We start from the raw sequence: 18,599 nt of genomic DNA, 5'->3' as shown, positions 1-18,599 counted from the left end.
ACCTTGTCATCCGGCGACGGAGGTGTCGAGGGCACGCACCCGCCAGACCGTTCGTACCGCGGTGGCAGACTGACGCGGTGAGCCGCACGTCGAAGAAGACGCCCCCGTCGCTGGTCTCGGTCAAGGACCTCGAGCACGCCTACGGGCACCACGTCGTCTTCGACGACCTCACCTTCCACGTCCGTGCGGGCCGCTGCCTGGTGCTGCGCGGACCGAACGGATCGGGCAAGACGACCCTGCTGCGGTGCCTCGTCGGTGAGCGGCCGACCTCCGGCACGGTCACGTACGACGGCCGCCCCGTCGACGAGTCCGACCCGCGCTTCCGCGCCGACGTCGCTGCCGTCCTCGGCGACCTCGCCTTCTTCCCCGACCTCACAGTCCTGGAGCACCTCGACCTCCTCGCCCGCGCGCACGGCCGGCCGGCCGAGCAGGCGGACGAGGTGCTGGAGGCGGTGGGCATCGCCTCCGTACGCGACCAGTTCCCCGGCACGCTGTCGTCCGGCCAGCGGCAGCGGCTCGCCCTGGCGACGGCGTTCGTCCGCCCCTACCGGCTGCTGGTCCTCGACGAGCCGGAGCAGCGCCTCGACACCGACGGACAGGCGTGGCTGGCCGAGCGGCTGCTCGCCGACAAGCGCGCCGGTGCGGCGATCGTGATGGCCACCCACGACCCGGACCTCGCCTCCGCCGTCGGTGACGACGTTCTCGAGATGCACGCGTGAGTGCCGCCGCGACCACGGCCTCGAACGTCCCGTCTCCGCGGGCGCTGCGCCGCCGGCTGACTCACGCGCGCCGGGCGCACGCCAACCGCACCTGGCTCCAGGTCGCCGAGGACGCGTACGTCGCGATCTTCACCCTCCTGATGCTCGGCGTCGTCGTCGGTGCCGCACTCGCCCAGGTGCACCACGAGCTGCTCGGCTGCCCGACCGCCGGGTGCGGGGTCGTGCGCGAGGAGCTGCCCGCGGTGGTGGCCCTCGGCACGATCGGCGCCGTCCTCCACGCGCTCGCCTCGATCGGACCCGTCGTCAGCGACAGCGCGTCCGCACAGTGGGTCCTCTCGACACCCGTCGCCCGCGGCGGCCTCCTGCGTCGTCGGTACGCGGGCGCCGTCGGCGTCGCCGCCGCGGTCTGCGTGGCGCTGCCCGGCGTGGCGATGACCGGGACGACGTCACCGCCCGCGACGGTCGTGGCCGTGCTCGTCGGCGGGTTGGGAGCGGGGATGCTCACCACCGCGCTCGCGACCGCCGCCCAGCCGCACCCCGGCGCTCGTCGTGCCGTGTCCATGACCGGCGATGCGCTGCTCGCGGCGGCGGTCGCCCTCGCGGCCGCCGTGGCGGCCGGACTCTCGTGGGACCTGCAGGTCGGTGGGTCGCTCACCGGGGTCGCTGCGATCGGTCTGGTCGTCGCCGGGCTCGTGGCCGTGGCGCTGGCGACACCCCGGGTCGGCAGGCTGCGCCGGGCCGACGTGGAGCCGGGTGGTGCGTTGGTCGCCGGCCTGTCGGGCGCGGCGTACGGGCTCGACGTGTCGCTGGTCGGCGAGGTGCTCACCGCCCGCCGCTTCCGCCTGATGGGCGCACGACGTTCGCGGCGCGGCTTTGGGAGCGGGTTCGCGGCAGTCGTGGCGCGCGAGGCGATCAGACTGGCTCGGTCCCCGCGACGGCTCCTCGGACTGGCGGGCGCTGCGGTCGTGGTGCTGATCGGCGCTGCCACCGGCCTCGGGACCCTCGCGGTCCTGCTCGCGGCGCTCGCTGGCTACGCGGCCACCCGGTGGACCGCGGCGTCCCTCAGGATCGCCTGGCGCTCGCCGGGCCTGCGGCGCGCGCTCGGGATCGACGACCTCGCGATCCTGGTCGGGCTCTCCGTCCCGGGCGGCGTCGTGGCCGCTCTCTGGGCGACGGTCGTGACCGTGCTCCTTCCCAGCGGCTCGACCGTGACGGGTGTCGTGATCGCGCTGGCGATCTGGAGCGGCATCGTCCGGTCCGCGGCGTCGGCGCCCCCGCGGTTCGACGGCCCGCTGGTCACCAGCCCGATGGGCGCACTGCCACCGGGCGCGATCGTCGGCATCGTCCGCGGTCCCGATGCGGCGGTCCTCGGCTCGCTCGCGCTGACCCTCGGCGCCGGCGCGGGCTGGTCGATCGCTGTCGCGGTGCTGATCGCCGCGTGGTCCCTGTGGCGGGCGATCGCCGCGGTCGGCGACACCCGGCCGTACGCGGAGCGCCTGCAGGAGGCGACCGAGGCGAAGCGGCGCGCCTCCTAGGCCGCGCCGGTCGTCGCCCCCGCGAGCAGAGCCCCCGTCCGCCGCAGGTGCTCCGCCAGCTCCGGCGGCTCGACCTGCTCGTACGAGGCACCGACCGAGGCGAGGACGAAGACGACCCAGTCGAACGTGTCGACGGTCATCGTGACGCGCGAACGCTCGTCGCCGTCGGCCTCGACCGTCCCCCACCGGCGAACGGCCTGCTTCACCTGCGCCGCCGGCGCGTGGACGGTGAACGCCACGTCGATCGCCGGCCGGAGCGCGGCGATCTTCTCGCTCACGAACGTCGCCGCGTCCGGCGCCGGCAGCTCCCGCTGACGGAACCGCACACCTGTGGCCCGCGGCTCGGACATGCGGTCGACGCGGAACGTACGCCAGTCGCCGCGACCGAGGTCGTACGCGACCAGGTACCAGCGGCGACCGCGAGAGACGAGCCGGTGCGGCTCGACCGTCCGACGCCCGCGCTCGCCGTCGGCACGGTGGTAGACGAGCTCGAGGCGTTCGTCGTCGCGGCACGTCTGGGCGAGGACCGACAGCAGCACTGCGTCGACGGCCGGACCGCCGTACATCGGGCCGCGGTCCGTGTAGTCCTGCAGCGCCTTCACACGGCGCCGCAGCCGCGGGGGCATCACCTGCACGATCTTGCTGAGGGCACGGACGGCGGCGTCGTCGAACGCGCTCGCGCCCGTGCCCGCCGAGGCCTGCAGCCCGACCGCGATCGCGACCGCCTCGTCGTCGCCGATCAGCAGCGGCGGCAGGGAGGCGCCGGCCTGGAGCTGGTAGCCCCCGGCAGCTCCTCGCGTCGCGTCCACGGGGTAGCCGAGTCCCCGCAACCGATCGACGTCGCGCCGCAGGGTGCGCTCACTGACGTCGAGCTTGTCGGCGAGCTCGGGGCCCGTCCAGTAGCGGTGCGTCTGCAGCAACGACAGCAGCCGCAGCATGCGTTCACTCGATCCAGCCATGTTCTCAGGGTAAGTGACCAATCAGGACAGAACCTGACCGGAAGCCACGAGAACGTAGACCCATGGACACCATGATCGAGACGCACGGACTCACCAAGGAGTTCCACACCGGCAAGAAGACCGTCACCGCGGTCAAGGACCTCGACCTCCACATCGCCCAGGGCGAGATGGTCGCGTTGCTCGGCCCCAACGGCGCCGGCAAGTCGACCACCCTGCGCATGCTCACGACGCTGCTCGCGCCCACTGCGGGCAGCGCGCGGGTGGCCGGTCACGACGTCGTGACCGACCAGCGCGCCGTACGCCGTGCGATCGGCTACATCGGCCAGGGCAACAGCGCCGCCCACACCCAGCGGGCCGTCGACGAGCTCGTCGTCAGCGGACAGTCGTACGGCCTGCCGCGCGCCGAGGCACGCGCTCGGGCGGCCGAGCTGATGGAGTCGCTCGGCCTCACCGACCAGGCGACGCAGAAGGTCATGACTCTCTCGGGCGGGCAACGACGCCGGCTCGACATCGCGATGGGGCTGATCCACGCCCCGGGCCTGCTGTTCCTCGACGAGCCGTCGACCGGGCTCGACCCCCAGAACCGCGCCAACCTCCAGGAGCACATCCTCGACCTGCGTCGTCAGCACGGCGCGACCGTCGTGCTGACCACGCACTACCTCGACGAGGCCGACGCGCTGGCCGAGCGCATCGTGGTCGTCGACAACGGCCGGGTCGTCGCCGACGACACCCCGGCCGCGCTGAAGGCGAACCACGCCGGCGACCGGATCGCTCTCACGTTCGACGATCCGACAGATGCCGCACGAGCGGCCGAGCGCGCCGCCGCCGCCCACCCGACGGCGCAGGTCGCGCACACCTCCCGGGCGGTCGACATCCAGGTCGCCGGCGGCTCGGGGATCGTCGCGAGCCTGCTCGGCGACTACGCCCAGGCCGGGGTCACGCCGGCGACCGTCGAGGTGGCGCGCCCGACGCTCGACGACGTCTTCCTCTCCCTCACCGGCCGGAGCCTGCGCGAAGGCAAGGCCCACACCAGCCCCCAGTCCGACTCCGACACCCTCGAGGAGGTGGCGGCATGAGCGCCGTCGACACTCACCCCACCGGTCAGAGCACGCCCACGTCCAGCCGCGCGACGGGCCAGGTGCACGACATCGCGCTCGTCTTCACGCGCGAGCTGCGCCCTGTGGTCCGGGACCCGTTCTCGGTCATCTTCGGCATCATCCAGCCGTTGTTCTTCCTCGGGCTGTTCACCCCGCTGCTGGTCGCGTCGAGCGGGCAGTCGACCGCCGACACGCTCCAGTGGTTCGTCCCCGGCGTGATCGTCATGCTGGCGCTCTTCGGCACGTCGACGACCGGCGCCAACCTGCAGTTCGAGATGCAGACCGGGTCGCACGAGCGCACGCTCGTCAGCCCGCTCTCCCGCTCCTCGCTGATGGTCGGTCGTGCCCTCAAGGAGATCGTCCCGACGATCGTCCAGGCGCTGGTCATCGTCGGCGTGGCCGTGCCGTTCGGGTTCCGTCCCGACGTCGCCGGACTCGTCGCAGGACTCGTGGTCCTCTCGGTGTTCTGCGTGGGTCTCGGCGCGCTGTCGTACGCCCTCGCGCTCGCCGTCAAGGAGAACCAGTGGGCGTTCTGGGGAGTGCAGCAGACGCTGCTGTTCCCGCTGATGCTCCTCGCCGGCATCCTGCTGCCGCTGCAGGGGGCACCGGGCTGGCTCGAGGCGCTGTCGAAGGTGAACCCGCTGACCTACGTCGTCGACGCCGAGCGCGCGCTGATCGCGGGCACGTGGGACGGCGACGCCGTCGCGGGAGCAGCCGCGGCCGCTCTCACCTGCGTCGTGGGCCTGCTCGTCGGGGCGCGGGCGATGCGCGCCAGCAGCTGACGCAGGACCCGAACGTCGACGTTGCGTATCGACATCGCGCCCACAGGATGGCTGCGATGTCGATACGCAACGTCTCAGTTCACGTCAGTAGCCCCCGCCGCCCGGGTCCGTACCCCCGCCGACGTCGGTGGTGATCGCGTCGCCGGACGGATCGACCAGCCACCACTTCGCTCCGAACCCGTCGCTCCCCTGGCCTGCGACGCTCTCACCCTCGTCCTCGACGTAGTAGTAGAGCGGATGGCCGTCGTAGGTCACCTGCGTCCCGCCGTCGGCACGCGCGGCAGTCCCGAGCGCACCCTGCTCCGCGTCGTCCTCCGCCTTCGGGTCGCCCTCGGTGAGCAGCGGCGGCCACGCACCGGCGCACGCGCCGCTGCAGGTCGACTCCGACCCGGTGTCGGCAACCCACAGATAGAGGGCGCGCCCGTCCCCGTCGACCAGGTACGTCGTCCCCTCCGACTCGTGAGTCGATACCGCGGCCGCCCCGTCGGCCTCGGTCGGCGGAGGGCCGGACGCATCCCCGTCGTCGTCCGAACCGCACCCCGCCAGAAGCACCAGCGCGGCGACGGCACCGACCACCTGTCGTACGACTCTCATACCCCTGACACGAGAGCGGAGGCTTCACGGTTCACGTGAGTCCCTCGTCGGACGCACAATCGAGTGAACCGGGAAGGTCCCGGCCTCGTGTCATGGACATGCGTGACCCCGCCTCGCGCGAGCGCCGCCGCCGCACCGCCGTCGGCGGAGCCGGTGCTGCGTCGGAGGGGTCGCGGCTCATGACTGGCGTCGTGGGGGCAGGGTCGTGAGCCCCTCGACCACGGCCGCCGCGGACGAGGCGCTGCTGCGCGCGCTGCACGACGAGCACGCCGCCGCGCTGTGGTCGTACACGGTGCACCTCCTCGACGGCGACCGCTCCCGTGCCCAGGACGTCGTCCAGGAGACCCTCCTCCGGGCCTGGCGGCATCCCGAGGTCCTCGACCCCTCAGGCGGCTCACCTCGCCCGTGGCTGTTCACGGTCGCTCGGCACCTGGTCGTGGACCAGCGACGCTCCGCCGCGCACCGGCACGAGGTGGTGGCCGCCGACGTTCCCGAGGAGGCTGTCGGAGACGACCCGGCAGAGCGGGCGTTGGACCGCCAGCTCGTCATCGACGCGCTGCGGACGTTGTCGCGCGACCACAGGGAGGTCTTGCTGGAGAGCTACTACCGGGGCGCCTCGGTCGCCCAGGCCGCGCGGCGGCTCGGTATCCCGGAAGGCACGGTGAAGTCCCGCACCCACCATGCGCTGCACGCCCTGCGGCGCGCGATCGAGGACGCAGGAGGAGCGCGATGAGCGACCCGTACGCGACCAGCGACGCCGCCTACGTGCTCGGCCTGCTGGACGACGCCGAGCGCGGGGCCTTCGAGCGGCACCTCGGCTCGTGCGCGGACTGCCGGGCTCGCGTCGCCTCCGTGCAGCCGGTCGCGGCGGCGCTCGCCGGTACGGCCGCGGTGGACGTCGGCGACCACGCGGCAGATGTGCCCCTGCCCGAGACGCTGCTCCCCGGCCTGGTGGGGCGGGCCCGTGCGGAGCGGCGTCGGCGGCGACGGGTTCTCGGGGGTGCCGCGGCGGCGGTGGCGGCTTGCGCGGTCACCGTCGTCGTCGCGGCATGGCCGACGGACACGCCGTCGAGCGGAGACCGGACCTCCGAGTCCGTCGCCGAGGCCCCGCTGACCTCCCTCGTGGACGTGCCCGTCTCGGCGGCGGCGACGCTGGACGAAAAGGAGTGGGGCACGCAGATCGTGCTGGACTGCCGCTACGGCGGATACGCGGGTGGCGGTGAAGCGCGGACGTACGGCCTGCGGGTCGTCGACACGGACGGGCGGGCGTACGCGGTGGGTTCCTGGTCGATCGCGCCGGGGCAGGAGATGACGTTCCGCACCGGTGTGGCGCTGCCCGAGGACCGGATCGAGGTCATCGAGGTCGTACGACCCGGCGGCGCGGCGATCCTGCGGCTGGACCGCGACTAGCCGGTCAGAGGATGTCGCCGGGACTGTACGCCGCGGCCTGCGGGTGACGGGCGGCCAGCTCCTCGACCTGCGCGACGACCGACTCGACCTGCGGCACCGCCGCACCGGTGAAGGACAGCGGCTCGGCCACCAGCGCCCGGAGGTCGGCCTCGGTCAGACCGAGCCGTGCATCGGCGGCGAGGCGGGCGAACAGGTCGTTCTCGCTGGCGCCCTTCTCGCGCATCTCGAGCGCGACGCCGACGGCGTGCTCCTTGATCGCCTCGTGCGCCGACTCGCGGCCGACCCCGTGACGGACGGCGGCCATCAGGACCTTCGTCGTGGCCAGGAACGGCAGGTACCGGTCGAGCTCGCGCTGCACCACCGCCGGGAACGCTCCGAACTCGTCGAGCACCGTCAAGAACGTCTCGAACAGGCCGTCGGCGGCGTAGAACGCGTCCGGCAGCGCCACGCGGCGTACGACGGAGTCCGAGACGTCACCCTCGTTCCACTGGTCGCCCGCCAGCTCTCCGATCATCGACAGGTAGCCGCGCAGCACGACGGCGAACCCGTTGACCCGCTCGCACGAGCGCGAGTTCATCTTGTGCGGCATCGCCGACGAGCCCACCTGGCCGGGCTTGAAGCCCTCGGTGACCAGCTCGTTGCCCGCCATCAGCCGGACCGTCGTCGCGAGGTTCGACGGCGCGGCGGCGAGCTGGACGAGCGCACTCAGGGCGTCGAAGTCGAGCGAGCGCGGGTACACCTGGCCGACGCTGGTGAGCACGTTGTCGAAGCCGAGGTGGTCCGCGACGCGCTGCTCGAGCGAGGCCAGCGCCTCACGGTCGCCACCGAGCAGGTCGAGCTGGTCCTGCGCCGTCCCCACCGGGCCCTTGATGCCGCGCATCGGGTAGCGGGCGACCAGCTCTTCGATCCGCTGCACTCCGACGAGCATCTCGTCGGCGACGGTCGCGAACCGCTTGCCGAGAGTCGTGGTCTGAGCCGGCACGTTGTGGCTGCGCCCCGCCATCACGAGCGCCTCGTACTCCGACGCCCGCGCGGCCAGCCGCACGAGGGCAGCCACCGCGCGGTCGCGCACGAGCGCGAGCGACGAGCGGACCTGGAGCTGCTCGACGTTCTCGGTGAGGTCGCGCGACGTCATGCCCTTGTGGATGTGCTCGTGGCCGGCGAGGGCGTTGAACTCCTCGATGCGCGCCTTCACGTCGTGGCGCGTGACGCGCTCGCGAGCGGCGATCGACTCCAGGTCGACCTGGTCGACGACGGCCTCGTACGCCTCGATCACGCCGTCGGGCGTCTCGATGCCGAGATCACGCTGCGCCTCCATCACGGCGATCCAGAGTCGCCGCTCGAGCACGATCTTGTGCTCGGGGGACCAGATGCGGACCATCTCGGGCGAGGCGTAGCGGAGCGCGAGCACATTCGGAGTCGTCACATGCCCCATTGTCCCAGGTCGCCCAGATCGGCTCCGTGGCGCCGGGTCTAGATCGGCTCGCCGAGCAGGATCGGGATCTCGCGGTCGGTCTTGGTCTGGTACTCCGCGTACGGCGGGTACGCCTCGACGGCACGGTCCCACCACTCCGACCGCTCGGCGCCGTGGATCTCCCGGATCCGCAGGGCGTGCTTCTCCGTACCGTCCTGGAGGTCGATCTCAGGATGCTGGGTGAGTGCGTGGTACCAGGAGGGGTGCTGCGGCGCGCCGCCCTTCGACGCGACCAGCGCGTAAGCGCCGTCGTGCTCGACCTTCATCACCGCGATCTTGTGGACCTTGCCGGGTCTGCGGCTCTGGAAGGTCATGATCACGATCGGCAGGCCCAGCGGCGTGTTCGTCGGCTCGCCCGTCGTCTCCATCTCCTCGACGTGCTTGCGCACGCGCGCCGAGGGGCTCGGCTCGTACTCTCCGGTGACTGGCATGCTCCTCAGTCAAGCACCGTCGGCCGCTGTCAGCACGAAGACCGGGATCTCGCGCGAGGTCTTCTTCTGGTAGTCGGCGTACGACGGGTACGCCTCCACCGCGCGCGCCCACCACAGCGCCTTCTCGTCTCCTTGCACCTCACGCGCCACGTAGTCGCGCGGCTCGGGTCCGTCCTGGAGCATCACGTGCGGGTCCGCGACGATGCTCGCGTACCACTGCGGGTTGTCCGGGCGCCCGCCGATCGACGCCACCACCGCGTACTCGCCCTCGTGCTCGACCCGCATGACCGGCGTCTTGCGCACCAGGCCGGTCCTGTGACCGCGGTAGGTCACGATCACGACGGGCTTGCCTACGATCGTGTGGTGCGTGCGCCCGCCGGACGCCTCGTACCCGGCGACCTGGTCGCGCGACATCTTCCAGGCGCTCGGCTCGTACTCTCCGGTGATCGGCATGCCGATCACCCTAGGACGCTCAGGCCCCGGCTGCCTTCGCCGCGATGTCGCGCCGTGAGAATCCTCCGTCGATGTGGATCAGGTCGACGGCCTCGTACGCGCGTCGGCGGGCCTCGGCGAGGTCGGTGCCCGCCGCCGTCACTGTGAGGACCCGACCGCCCGCCGTGACCAGCTGGCCGTCGGCGTTGCGGGCGGTCCCGGCGTGGATCACGTCGACCCCGTCCACGGCGTCGGCCTCGTCGACCCCCCGGATCACGTCGCCCTTGCGCGGCGAGACCGGATAGCCCTCGGCGGCGACCACGACGGTGACCGCTGCACCGTCGCGCCACACCGGTGCGGGGAGACGGCCGAGGTCGCCGGTCGCGGCGGTCTGCAGGAGGATGCCGATCGGTGACTCGAGCAGCGCCATCAGCGCCTGGGTCTCCGGGTCACCGAACCGCGCGTTGAACTCGACCACCTTGAGGCCGCGCGACGTCAGCGCGAGCCCGGCGTACAGGAGCCCGGTGAACGGCGTGCCGCGCTGCGCCATCGTGTCGACCGTCGGCTGGAGCACCCGATCGCGGACCTCCTCGACGAGGTCGTCCGGGGCCCACGGCAGCGGCGTGTACGCGCCCATGCCGCCGGTGTTCGGTCCGGCGTCGTCGTCGTAGGCACGCTTGAAGTCCTGCGCGGGCTGCAGCGGCACGACGGTCGCACCGCCGTCCTCGCTCCAGCTGCACAGCGCGAAGAGCGAGACCTCGGGCCCGTCGAGGTACTCCTCGATCACGACCCGCTCGCACCCGGCCGCATGGTCGATCGCCGCCTGCCGGTCGTCGGTGACGACGACACCCTTGCCGGCGGCGAGCCCGTCGTCCTTGACGACGTACGGCGGCCCGAACGCGTCGAGCGCAGCGACGACCTCGTCGGGGGTGGTGCAGACGTGAGCCATCGCGGTCGGCACCTCCGCGGCCGCCATCACCTGCTTGGCGAACGCCTTCGACCCCTCGAGCCGGGCGGCCTCGCCGGACGGGCCGAAGACCGCGATGCCGCGGTCCCGGACCGCGTCCGCGACACCCGCGACCAACGGCGCCTCCGGGCCCACGACCACGAGGTCGACGCCGAGGGCAGCGGCGAGATCGGCGACCGCGACGCCGTCGAGCGGGTCCACGTCGTGCAGGCTGGCGACCTGCGCGATGCCAGGGTTGCCGGGTGCGGCGTGCACCTCGGTGACGGAGGGATCGCGGGAGAGGGCGAGCGCGAGGGCGTGCTCTCGGCCGCCGGTGCCGATGACGAGGGTCTTCACGGGCCCCCACCCTAGTCGTCCGATACGACCGACCCGCTGCCGAGGCATCGGGCGCGGGCCTAGGATCACCGCGTGTCCCGCGACCTCCCCCGCGCCCGCCGGCTGCTGCGCCCCGTCGTTCTCGTCGTCGTCGTGCTCGGGCTGCTGGCCTCCGGGGCGGGGGTCGCAGCGCTCCTCGGCGACGCTCTCGGGCTGACCTCCGAACCGGCCGACGTCCCTCCGGAGGACGCCGCCGCTGCGGCCCTGCGCGAGCCGGTCGCCGCGCCGCGCCTCGACACGATCGCGGTCCCCGCCGGCAGCGGGCCCGTCGCCGTCGCGGCGGAGGCGCTCGCCGACGCGCTGGCCGACGCCGGCGCGTCGCGCCCTGCGGTGGGGGCGACCCCGTCGGACGCCACCCCCAGCTCGGGCCGCCGCACGCTGGCGGTGAGGATCACGCGGCTTCCCGCCACAGCAGACGAGACCAGGGCACCCTCCCCCGAGCGCTACCGCACCAGCTCCACCTCGACCGGCCACCAGGTGGACGCCGCAACGGCGGCCGGAGCCATGACCGCGCTGCGCGTCCTGGCGGACCTCGTGCGGTCGGGGCGCGAGCTCTTCCCGTCGTCGGAGGACGGCAGGGTGGTCGCACCACGGCTCGGCCTGCGGATGATCGACACCGGCGCGGTCGGTCTCGACGACGACCCCGCGCGCTTCGCCGCCGGGGAGGACTACACCCTCAACTCCGACGTCGTCGGCTCGGCCGTGCTCCCCGACCCGCCGTACGTGGACACCGACCGCGTCACCGAGATCGCCGCGCAGTTCCGGACGCTGGTCGACCACGGCCTGGCGCAGGGTTACAACGCAGTCGTCGTTCCAGGGTTCCTGGAGTACGTCACGTTCGCGGGCGTGGGTGACGGGCACGAGGTCTATCCCGAGGGCGATCCCCACCCCGCACGGGCCGAGGCGATGGCGGAGGCGTTCGAACCCGTGTGGCGCTACGCCCACGACCAGGGGCTGCGCGTCTACTTCGCGACGGACATGCTCGCGGTGTCGCCCCCGCTCGAGGACTACCTCGACGGTCAGGGCGGCGACGTCGAGGACGCGGACTTCTGGCGGGTCTACCAGGAGGGCATCCGTGAGCTCATGGCGACGATGCCGTTCGCCTCCGGACTGATGGTGCGGATCGGCGAGGGCGGCTCGGCGTACGCCATGGACGGGTGGGACTTCTCGTCGAAGATCGAGGTCACGACCGCGACCGCCGTGCAGACCATGCTGCGCTCGTTCCTCCAGGTCGCCGACGAGACCGACACCGAGCTGATCTTCCGCAGCTGGACCGTCGGCGTCGGCCCCGTCGGTGACCTTCACACCAACGCCACCTCGTACGACACCGTGCTGGGCGACCTCGACGACCCGCGCCTGATCGTGTCCACGAAGTACTCCGCCGGCGACTTCTACAGCCAGCTGCCGCTCAACACGACGCTCGAGCGCGGGCCGCAACGACGCGTCGTCGAGCTCCAGGCGCGGAGGGAGTACGAAGGCCTCGGCTCGCTCCCGGACGACCTCGGCGACCTCACCCAGACGGCGCTCCAGCAGTTCCTCGCGCGCAACCCGCAGGTCGAGGGCGTCTGGACCTGGACGCAGACGGGCGGCCCCCTCTACGCCGGTCCTCGCTCGCTCTACCTGCGCGACGGCTTCTGGCAGCTCGCCGACCTCAACGCCTACGTGTTCTCCCGGCTCGCGCACGACCCGTCGATCCACCCGTCCGACGCGACGGCGGACTGGATCCGCGCGACCTTCTCGTCCGACCCGGCAACCGTGCGTGCGCTGGGCGAGGTGTTCGCAGCCTCGCGTGAGGCGGTGCTCGACGGGCTCTACGTCGGGCCGTTCGCCGACCGGACCGTGCGCGCGCTGGGGCTGGAGCCGCCGCCGATGATGTGGATCTTCGAGTGGGACCTCGTCAGCGGCGACAGCGCCGCCCTCGACAGCATCTACGCGATCACGCGCGGGCAGGTCGACGAGGCGATCGCCGAGGGCGACCGCGCGGTCGAGACGACCGGGCGCATGCGCTCCCTCGTCGAGCGCACGGACGCCGCGGACTGGCACGACCCGGCGCTGCGCGAGCGGTTGATCGACACCTTGGACTACGAGCAGGACCTGTTCCGTACCCTCGGCGCCTACCGAGCGACGTTCCTGCGACACACGCAGTGGCTCGACACCGGATCGTCGCAGGCGCACGACCAGTGGAGGACGGCAGACGAGGAGTTCCGCGCCGCACGGGCGGAGCACACCCGCCGGTACGGCGACGACCTCGACCTGCCGGCGTACAACTTCACCGCCGCCGACCTCGGCACCGCACGGGCCGAGCGCGATCCGGCGATGGCATGGGTCGCCCGTTCACTGGCTGTCGTGCTCGGCCTGCTGCTCGCCGCGGCGGTCGTACTCCGTCGTCGGCGGGTTCCCGGTCTCGCCGCCGTCCGCGCTCTAGTGCTGGGAGCGCTCGCACCATGGCGACTGTCGGCGACCGGTCCCGCCTCCCGGGTGGATCGCGTCGTCGTGTGGGCGCTGCCCGCCGTCCTCCTGGTCGCGAGCCGCGCCGCGCTCACCTGGTTCTCGGCGCCCGCGCACCTGCTGGTGACGCTCGGGTCGTGGCTGCTGTTCGCGCTCACGCTGCGCCTGCTCCTGCGCGGCCGTGACCCGTACGCGCTGTGGGCGGTCGTCGGCGGCATCGCGCTCCTGCGCACCGTGGTGCTGCTCGTGGCGCTGGTCGCACGCGGGCCTGGCCGCTACTGGCTGCTGTTCTGGACAGACCCGAGCGACCGCGGGCGCTACGTCACGATCGCGTTCGCCGCGTTCTGCTGGCTCTTCGTCGCGACGGGCATCGTGCTGCGGCGGGCGTACGGGGTGCGGGTGCTCGGCGTCCTCGGGCGGGTCGCGCTCGCGGCAGGGGTCCCGCTCGTCGTGTTCGGGACGTTCGTCGGCCTCGTCGGCCTCGAGCAGGCGCTGACCACGTGGAACGACCAGATGATGCTCCTGCCCTGGGGCCTGTCCCGGATCCTCGGACTGACGGTGCACCTCGGGATCCCGACCGCCCTCCCGTGGTTCGTCGCAGCGGCTGGCGCCGCCCTGGTTCTCAGCGGGGTGGGCGGGACACTGCTCGGGCGTCGCGCGCGGTGAGCCCGTGCTCCCCGCCGTCCCAGGATCGAGAGCGTGCGCCGCTCATGCCGTTGCGCTCGGGGTCGCCGCAGTGTCGACGAGCAGGCCGTCGAGGACGAGGTCCACGGCGTCGGTCAGCTGGGCGGTGTCGATCCATCCACCGGTCGTGACGGCGTGCAACGCAAGCCCGTCGACGAGCGCGATGACCGCGTGCGCGGCGAGCCGGCAGCGGGAAGGTGGCCAGGCCTCACCGGTGGCCCGCCCGAAAGCGTCCGTCAGAGCGGTGTGCAGCTCGGTGAGGGTCGCCTGCTGGATCTCGGAGAGGCTGGCCGACGTGGCGGCGGCCGCTGCGAAGGCGAGGTAGACGCGGCTCTCCGCGCGGCGCGACTCGTCGAGCGGGAGGAGCTGGCGGAGCACCGACCTGAGGTTGCGACCGGCATCGCTGCCGAGCGGAAGCGCCTCCACCCTCGCGCGGATGCGGTCGACCGCCTCCGTGTACGCCGCGGCGAGCATCTGCTCCTTCGTCGGGAAGTAGTGCTGGACGGTGCCGATCGAGACTCCGGCGGCGCCGGCCACCTCCCGCACGCTGACTCGCTCGAGGCCATGCTCGGCGACGATGGTCATCACTGCGTCGGTGAGGGCGGCCTCGCGGGCACTACGGGTTGACATCTGGTCCACACCGAGGATCATACACTCGTATGAAACCATACACTCGTATGAGAATTCCTCGCGGCCTGACCGCCGGGACAGCAGCCGCCCTCGCCCTCGTGTGGGGAATCTTCGCGATCAGTCCGGACCGGACGCTCACCTCGCCGATCGTGCAGACGCTCGTCTACGTCGGCCTGCTCCTCCTCACCATCTGCAGCCCCCGCGCGAAGGTGGCGATCGTACGCACCTTCCAGCGCTGGACCATCAACCCGCTCGTCCGGGCCATGCTCGCGGTCGGCTTCAACCCGCTGGGGCTCGCCGTCCTCGAGACTCGAGGCCGCAGCTCAGGCCTTCCCCGCCGGACCCCCGTCGGCAACGGGCGCCAAGGGGACTCGTTCTGGATCATCGCCGAGCATGGCTTCCGAGCCGGCTACGTCCGCAACATCCAGCGTGACCCGCACGTGCGCGTACGGCTGCGGATCGGGTGGCGGTACCGGTGGGTGACAGGGATCGCCACGATCCTCCCCGACGACGATCCGCTCGCCCGCCAGCGACGCATCATCCGGTGGCACCCGCTCCGCGCGTTCAACGCGATGAACGTGCGCGTCCTCGGCGCGGACCTGCTCACCGTGCACGTGCAGCTCCAGCCGGACGCCCCGACCGAGGCACGCGCGCGGGTCGGGAGGCGGCCGGCGCCGGCCGCGTCCCGTGACCCCGACGCCGCTCTCAGATGAGGTCGTGCCGGACGATGGCCTGGTCACGGCCCGGGCCGACACCGATGACCGAGATCCGCGAGCCCGACAGCTCCTCGACTCGCAGGACGTACGCCTGCGCGGCGGCCGGCAGGTCCTCGAAGGTGCGCGCACCGGAGATGTCCTCCGACCAGCCCTCCAGCTCCTCGAGGACCGGCACGGCGTGGTGGAAGTCGGACTGGTTGACCGGCATCTCGTCGTGGCGCACGCCGTCGACGTCGTAGGCCACGCAGACCGGCACCGTCTCGAGCCCGGTGAGCACGTCGAGCTTGGTCAGCACGAAGTCGGTCACTCCGTTGATCCGCGCCGAGTAGCGGGCGACCACCGAGTCGTACCAGCCGCACCGGCGCGGGCGGCCGGTCGTCGTGCCGAACTCGGCACCCTGGTTGCGGAGGAAGTCGCCGGCGTCGTCGAACAGCTCGGTCGGGAACGGTCCCTCGCCGACGCGGGTCGTGTACGCCTTGACGATGCCGATGACGCGCTCGATCCGGGTGGGCGCGATGCCCGAGCCGGTGGCCGCGCCGCCGGCGGTCGCCGACGACGACGTCACGAACGGGTACGTGCCGTGGTCGACGTCGAGCATGGTGGCCTGGCCGGCCTCCAGCAGGACGATCTTGTCGGCGGCGATCGCCTGCTCGAGCAGCAGCGTGGTGTCCGTGACGTACGGCGCGAGCCGGTCGGCGTACGACTCGAGCTCCTCGACGACCTCGTCGACGGTGACCGCGCGGCGGTTGTAGATCTTGGTGAGGATCTGGTTCTTCAGCTCGAGCGCGGCCTCGACCTTCTGGGTGAGGATCTTCTCGTCGAACAGGTCCTGGACACGGATGCCCTGGCGGTTCATCTTGTCGGCGTACGTCGGGCCGATGCCGCGACCGGTCGTACCGATCTTGCGCGAGCCGAGGAAGCGCTCGGTGACCTTGTCGAGGACCTTGTTGTACTCCGGGATGATGTGCGCGCTCGCGCTGACCTTCAGCCTCGACGTGTCGACGCCGCGCGCCTCGAGGCCGTCGATCTCCTCGAACAGCACGCCGATGTCGACCACGACCCCGTTGCCGATGACGGGGATGCAGCCCGGGGTGAGGATGCCGCTCGGCAGGAGGTGCAGCGCGTACTTCTCGTTGGTCCCGTCGTCCTGGGGGATGACGACCGTGTGCCCGGCGTTGTTGCCGCCGTTGAACTTGACGACGTAGTCGACGCGGCTGCCGAGCAGGTCTGTCGCCTTGCCCTTCCCCTCGTCTCCCCACTGGGCTCCGACGATCACGACTGCGGGCATGGAGGCGCACCACCTGACAACATGCGACAAGCCCCGGAAGGGGCTCTTACGGTGGGAGTCTACCGGTCCCGCTGTCTGGCCGACGACCGCGACGGTGGTAGACCTCACTCATGACCACAGCACTCGTGATCGCCAACGCCGACGCCGGCAGCTCCGACAACGCGGTCCTGAGCGCAGCTCTGGAGACCCTGCGACCCGCATGGGAGGTCGAGGTCGCGCAGACGTCCGACGCCGACGACCTGCGTGAGGCGCTCGAGGCCCATGCGGACGCCGACGTGGTCGTCGTGGCCGGCGGTGACGGCTCCCTCCACGCGTGCGTGCAGGCCCTGTGGTCGCTCGACCGGCTGAAGGGGGCGACGCTGGCGCTGCTGCCGATGGGCACCGGCAACGACTTCGCGCGCACCCTCGGACTCGCCGAGGACCCGGTCGAGGTCGCCCGCGGGCTCACGTCGGCAGCCGCCCGGCCGATCGACCTGGCCGTGGACGACGACGACCACGTGGTCGTGAACGCCGTCCATGTCGGCGTCGGGGCGGAGGCGGGTGCCGAGGCCGGTCCGTGGAAGCGGCGGCTCGGACCGCTCGGCTACGCCGTCAGCGCCTTCAAGGCCGGCGTCGTCGGATCCCCGACGCGACTGCACGTGACGGTCGACGGCGAGCTGGTCGACCACGGCGACGACGTGGTCCAAGCCGCGGTCGGGGTCGGCCGGTACGTCGGGGGTGGGGCTCCGTTGCTGCCGGACGCCGAGCCGGGTGACGGTCTCCTCGACGTGACGATCTCCCACGCCAACCTCCGGCACCGGCGTCTCGCGTACGGGCTGGGGCTCCTGCGCGGCCGTCACACCGAGCGGGACGACGTGGTGGTCACGCGCGGACGCAAGGTCACGATCGCCGGCGACGCGATGACCTGGAACGCCGACGGCGAGACGGGCGACGGCATGCGCGAGCGCACCTGGACGGTCGTCCCGGGCGCCTATCTGCTGTTGATCCCGAGCTCCGACGAGGCCGCCGACGAATCTGCCCGAAATCTGCCGTAAACAGACATATTGCGAAGTGACCCCTTCGGGGTGACAATGGGGTCAGTGGCAGTGGCCGCGACGGAGTCTACCGGGGGATGGCTCCAGTCCGCGGCCACTGTTGCGCTGTGTGGTCTCGATCGCTTCGCGCCTCGACCAGCGAGGGAGGCCGCTTCGCGCCTCGACCAGCGAGGGGTAGGGCTACCGCCCGAGCACCAGCGCCTCGTACGCGTCCTTGCTGGACTCCCGCAGGAACTCGCGGCAGCGGTGCGCCTCCTCCAGGTCGCCGATCCGCTCCGACGCCTCGGCCAGGTCGGCGAGCGCCCGCAGGAAGCCCTGGTTGCCGGGGTGCGTCCACGGGACCGGGCCGTGCCCCTTCCACCCGTTGCGGCGCAGCGCGTCGAGGCCGCGGTGGTAGCCGGTCCGGGCGAACGCGTACGCGACGACGTCCTCGCCGCCGGCGAGAGCCTCGTCGGCGCACAGCGCCCACGCCAGGCTCGAGGACGGGTACGCGCGGGCGACGTCCTGCGGCGACCCGTCCGCGGAGGCGGCAGGGTCGGTGGGAAGCAGGGTCTCCGGCGGCTCTCCGAACAGGTTCGTCATGCGTTCACCGTAGCGCCGGGCCTCGACGCGACTTCGATCAGTCCCAGGAGCGCGTGGAGAGGACCAGGCGATAGCCGTCGGGGTCGCGGACGGTGACGCCCCACCGGTCCCAGTACGGGTTGCGCGCCGCCACCTCGGTCCCGCCAGCAGCGACCATGCGCGCCAGGTAGGCCGGATCGATCAGCTCACCCAGGTACAGGACGAGGACGTCTTCCGGCCCCGGTGGGTTCGCGGCGACCTGCTCGGGGTCGTGCACGAGCTCGAGGTGCCACGCCGCACCGGGCCACCCGAGCATGAGGAGGGCATGCTCCCCAGGCCCGGGATCAGGCTCGGACCACAGCACCTCGGCTCCGACACCGTCGACCCAGAACCGCCGCGACCTCTCGAGGTCCGCACTCGGTCGCGCGACCCGCAGGTGGGTCTGGGACCCCGGCGTCACGAG

General features: G+C 72.3%; 19 protein-coding genes. 9 read left to right on the top strand and 10 right to left on the bottom strand.

Features of this window, described 5'->3' with window-relative positions:
- Positions 1 to 77: 77 nt before the first annotated feature.
- Together AB3M34_RS02375 and AB3M34_RS02370 are read left to right on the top strand one after the other, a co-directional pair.
- Positions 78 to 719 carry an ABC transporter ATP-binding protein gene (locus AB3M34_RS02375; RefSeq protein WP_370617480.1) on the top strand — a complete coding sequence of 214 codons (642 nt, stop codon included), beginning with the start codon at positions 78 to 80 and terminating at the stop codon, positions 717 to 719.
- The gene (locus AB3M34_RS02370) at positions 716 to 2,254 is read left to right on the top strand and encodes a DUF6297 family protein (RefSeq protein ID WP_370617479.1); all 1,539 of its coding nucleotides are present in this window, start codon (positions 716 to 718) and stop codon (positions 2,252 to 2,254) included. The genes AB3M34_RS02375 and AB3M34_RS02370 overlap by 4 nt, the downstream gene beginning before the upstream one ends.
- Here AB3M34_RS02370 and AB3M34_RS02365 read toward each other — a convergent pair.
- Positions 2,251 to 3,213: a helix-turn-helix transcriptional regulator gene (locus AB3M34_RS02365; RefSeq protein WP_370617478.1), complete on the bottom strand. Its 963-nt coding sequence runs from the start codon at positions 3,211 to 3,213 to the stop codon at positions 2,251 to 2,253. The genes AB3M34_RS02370 and AB3M34_RS02365 overlap by 4 nt on opposite strands.
- Before the next feature lie 62 nt (positions 3,214 to 3,275).
- On the opposite strand from AB3M34_RS02365, the gene AB3M34_RS02360 reads away from it, so the two are divergent.
- Entirely contained in the window at positions 3,276 to 4,289 is a 1,014-nt protein-coding gene (locus AB3M34_RS02360; RefSeq protein WP_370617477.1) for an ABC transporter ATP-binding protein, read from the top strand.
- Positions 4,286 to 5,092 carry an ABC transporter permease gene (locus AB3M34_RS02355; RefSeq protein ID WP_370617476.1) on the top strand — a complete coding sequence of 269 codons (807 nt, stop codon included), beginning with the start codon at positions 4,286 to 4,288 and terminating at the stop codon, positions 5,090 to 5,092. The genes AB3M34_RS02360 and AB3M34_RS02355 overlap by 4 nt, the downstream gene beginning before the upstream one ends.
- Positions 5,093 to 5,176: 84 nt before the next feature.
- On the opposite strand, the gene AB3M34_RS02350 is transcribed toward AB3M34_RS02355, so the two are convergent.
- Complete coding sequence (locus tag AB3M34_RS02350) at positions 5,177 to 5,686, bottom strand: hypothetical protein (RefSeq protein ID WP_370617475.1); 510 nt, start codon at positions 5,684 to 5,686, stop codon at positions 5,177 to 5,179.
- A gap of 205 nt (positions 5,687 to 5,891) precedes the next feature.
- On the opposite strand from AB3M34_RS02350, the gene AB3M34_RS02345 reads away from it, so the two are divergent.
- Together AB3M34_RS02345 and AB3M34_RS02340 are read left to right on the top strand one after the other, a co-directional pair.
- Positions 5,892 to 6,419 (top strand): sigma-70 family RNA polymerase sigma factor, encoded by a 528-nt coding sequence (locus AB3M34_RS02345; protein ID WP_370617474.1) that lies wholly within the window; start codon positions 5,892 to 5,894, stop codon positions 6,417 to 6,419.
- The gene (locus AB3M34_RS02340) at positions 6,416 to 7,096 is read left to right on the top strand and encodes a zf-HC2 domain-containing protein (RefSeq protein WP_370617473.1); all 681 of its coding nucleotides are present in this window, start codon (positions 6,416 to 6,418) and stop codon (positions 7,094 to 7,096) included. Before AB3M34_RS02345 ends, AB3M34_RS02340 begins: the two co-directional genes overlap by 4 nt.
- Before the next feature lie 4 nt (positions 7,097 to 7,100).
- On the opposite strand, the gene purB is transcribed toward AB3M34_RS02340, so the two are convergent.
- From purB to purD, 4 genes are read right to left on the bottom strand one after another with little or no spacing between them, the layout of a single operon-like run.
- Positions 7,101 to 8,531 carry an adenylosuccinate lyase gene (gene purB, locus AB3M34_RS02335; protein WP_370617472.1) on the bottom strand — a complete coding sequence of 477 codons (1,431 nt, stop codon included), beginning with the start codon at positions 8,529 to 8,531 and terminating at the stop codon, positions 7,101 to 7,103.
- Between the two features lie 38 nt (positions 8,532 to 8,569).
- On the bottom strand, positions 8,570 to 9,001 hold the full coding sequence (locus AB3M34_RS02330; RefSeq protein WP_370617471.1) for a nitroreductase family deazaflavin-dependent oxidoreductase: 432 nt from the start codon (positions 8,999 to 9,001) through the stop codon (positions 8,570 to 8,572).
- Between the two features lie 9 nt (positions 9,002 to 9,010).
- Entirely contained in the window at positions 9,011 to 9,454 is a 444-nt protein-coding gene (locus tag AB3M34_RS02325) for a nitroreductase family deazaflavin-dependent oxidoreductase (RefSeq protein ID WP_370617470.1), read from the bottom strand.
- Between the two features lie 19 nt (positions 9,455 to 9,473).
- Complete coding sequence (gene purD, locus AB3M34_RS02320) at positions 9,474 to 10,736, bottom strand: phosphoribosylamine--glycine ligase (protein WP_370617469.1); 1,263 nt, start codon at positions 10,734 to 10,736, stop codon at positions 9,474 to 9,476.
- A 72-nt stretch (positions 10,737 to 10,808) separates the two neighbouring features.
- Between purD and AB3M34_RS02315 the strand changes: the two genes are divergently transcribed.
- Positions 10,809 to 13,889: a hypothetical protein gene (locus AB3M34_RS02315; RefSeq protein WP_370617468.1), complete on the top strand. Its 3,081-nt coding sequence runs from the start codon at positions 10,809 to 10,811 to the stop codon at positions 13,887 to 13,889.
- 42 nt (positions 13,890 to 13,931) lie between these two features.
- Here AB3M34_RS02315 and AB3M34_RS02310 read toward each other — a convergent pair whose 3' ends face one another.
- Positions 13,932 to 14,537 carry a TetR/AcrR family transcriptional regulator gene (locus AB3M34_RS02310; RefSeq protein ID WP_370619928.1) on the bottom strand — a complete coding sequence of 202 codons (606 nt, stop codon included), beginning with the start codon at positions 14,535 to 14,537 and terminating at the stop codon, positions 13,932 to 13,934.
- A gap of 47 nt (positions 14,538 to 14,584) precedes the next feature.
- Between AB3M34_RS02310 and AB3M34_RS02305 the strand changes: the two genes are divergently transcribed.
- On the top strand, positions 14,585 to 15,250 hold the full coding sequence (locus tag AB3M34_RS02305) for a nitroreductase/quinone reductase family protein (RefSeq protein WP_370617467.1): 666 nt from the start codon (positions 14,585 to 14,587) through the stop codon (positions 15,248 to 15,250).
- Here AB3M34_RS02305 and AB3M34_RS02300 read toward each other — a convergent pair.
- Complete coding sequence (locus tag AB3M34_RS02300) at positions 15,243 to 16,541, bottom strand: adenylosuccinate synthase (protein ID WP_370617466.1); 1,299 nt, start codon at positions 16,539 to 16,541, stop codon at positions 15,243 to 15,245. The genes AB3M34_RS02305 and AB3M34_RS02300 overlap by 8 nt on opposite strands.
- Positions 16,542 to 16,651: 110 nt before the next feature.
- Here AB3M34_RS02300 and AB3M34_RS02295 point away from each other — a divergent pair, with 110 nt between their 5' ends.
- Positions 16,652 to 17,575 (top strand): diacylglycerol/lipid kinase family protein, encoded by a 924-nt coding sequence (locus AB3M34_RS02295; RefSeq protein WP_370617465.1) that lies wholly within the window; start codon positions 16,652 to 16,654, stop codon positions 17,573 to 17,575.
- Positions 17,576 to 17,755: 180 nt separating this feature from the next.
- Here the strand turns inward: AB3M34_RS02295 and AB3M34_RS02290 are convergent, their stop codons facing one another.
- Both AB3M34_RS02290 and AB3M34_RS02285 read right to left on the bottom strand, forming a co-directional pair.
- The gene (locus tag AB3M34_RS02290; protein WP_370617464.1) at positions 17,756 to 18,157 is read right to left on the bottom strand and encodes a DUF3151 domain-containing protein; all 402 of its coding nucleotides are present in this window, start codon (positions 18,155 to 18,157) and stop codon (positions 17,756 to 17,758) included.
- Between the two features lie 37 nt (positions 18,158 to 18,194).
- The gene (locus AB3M34_RS02285; RefSeq protein ID WP_370617463.1) at positions 18,195 to 18,596 is read right to left on the bottom strand and encodes a VOC family protein; all 402 of its coding nucleotides are present in this window, start codon (positions 18,594 to 18,596) and stop codon (positions 18,195 to 18,197) included.
- Positions 18,597 to 18,599 lie beyond the last annotated feature (3 nt).

It is taken from the genome of Mumia sp. Pv4-285 (genome assembly GCF_041320275.1).
Classification (GTDB): domain Bacteria; phylum Actinomycetota; class Actinomycetes; order Propionibacteriales; family Nocardioidaceae; genus Mumia; species Mumia qirimensis.
This window is presented reverse-complemented; position numbering and strand designations above follow the sequence as displayed.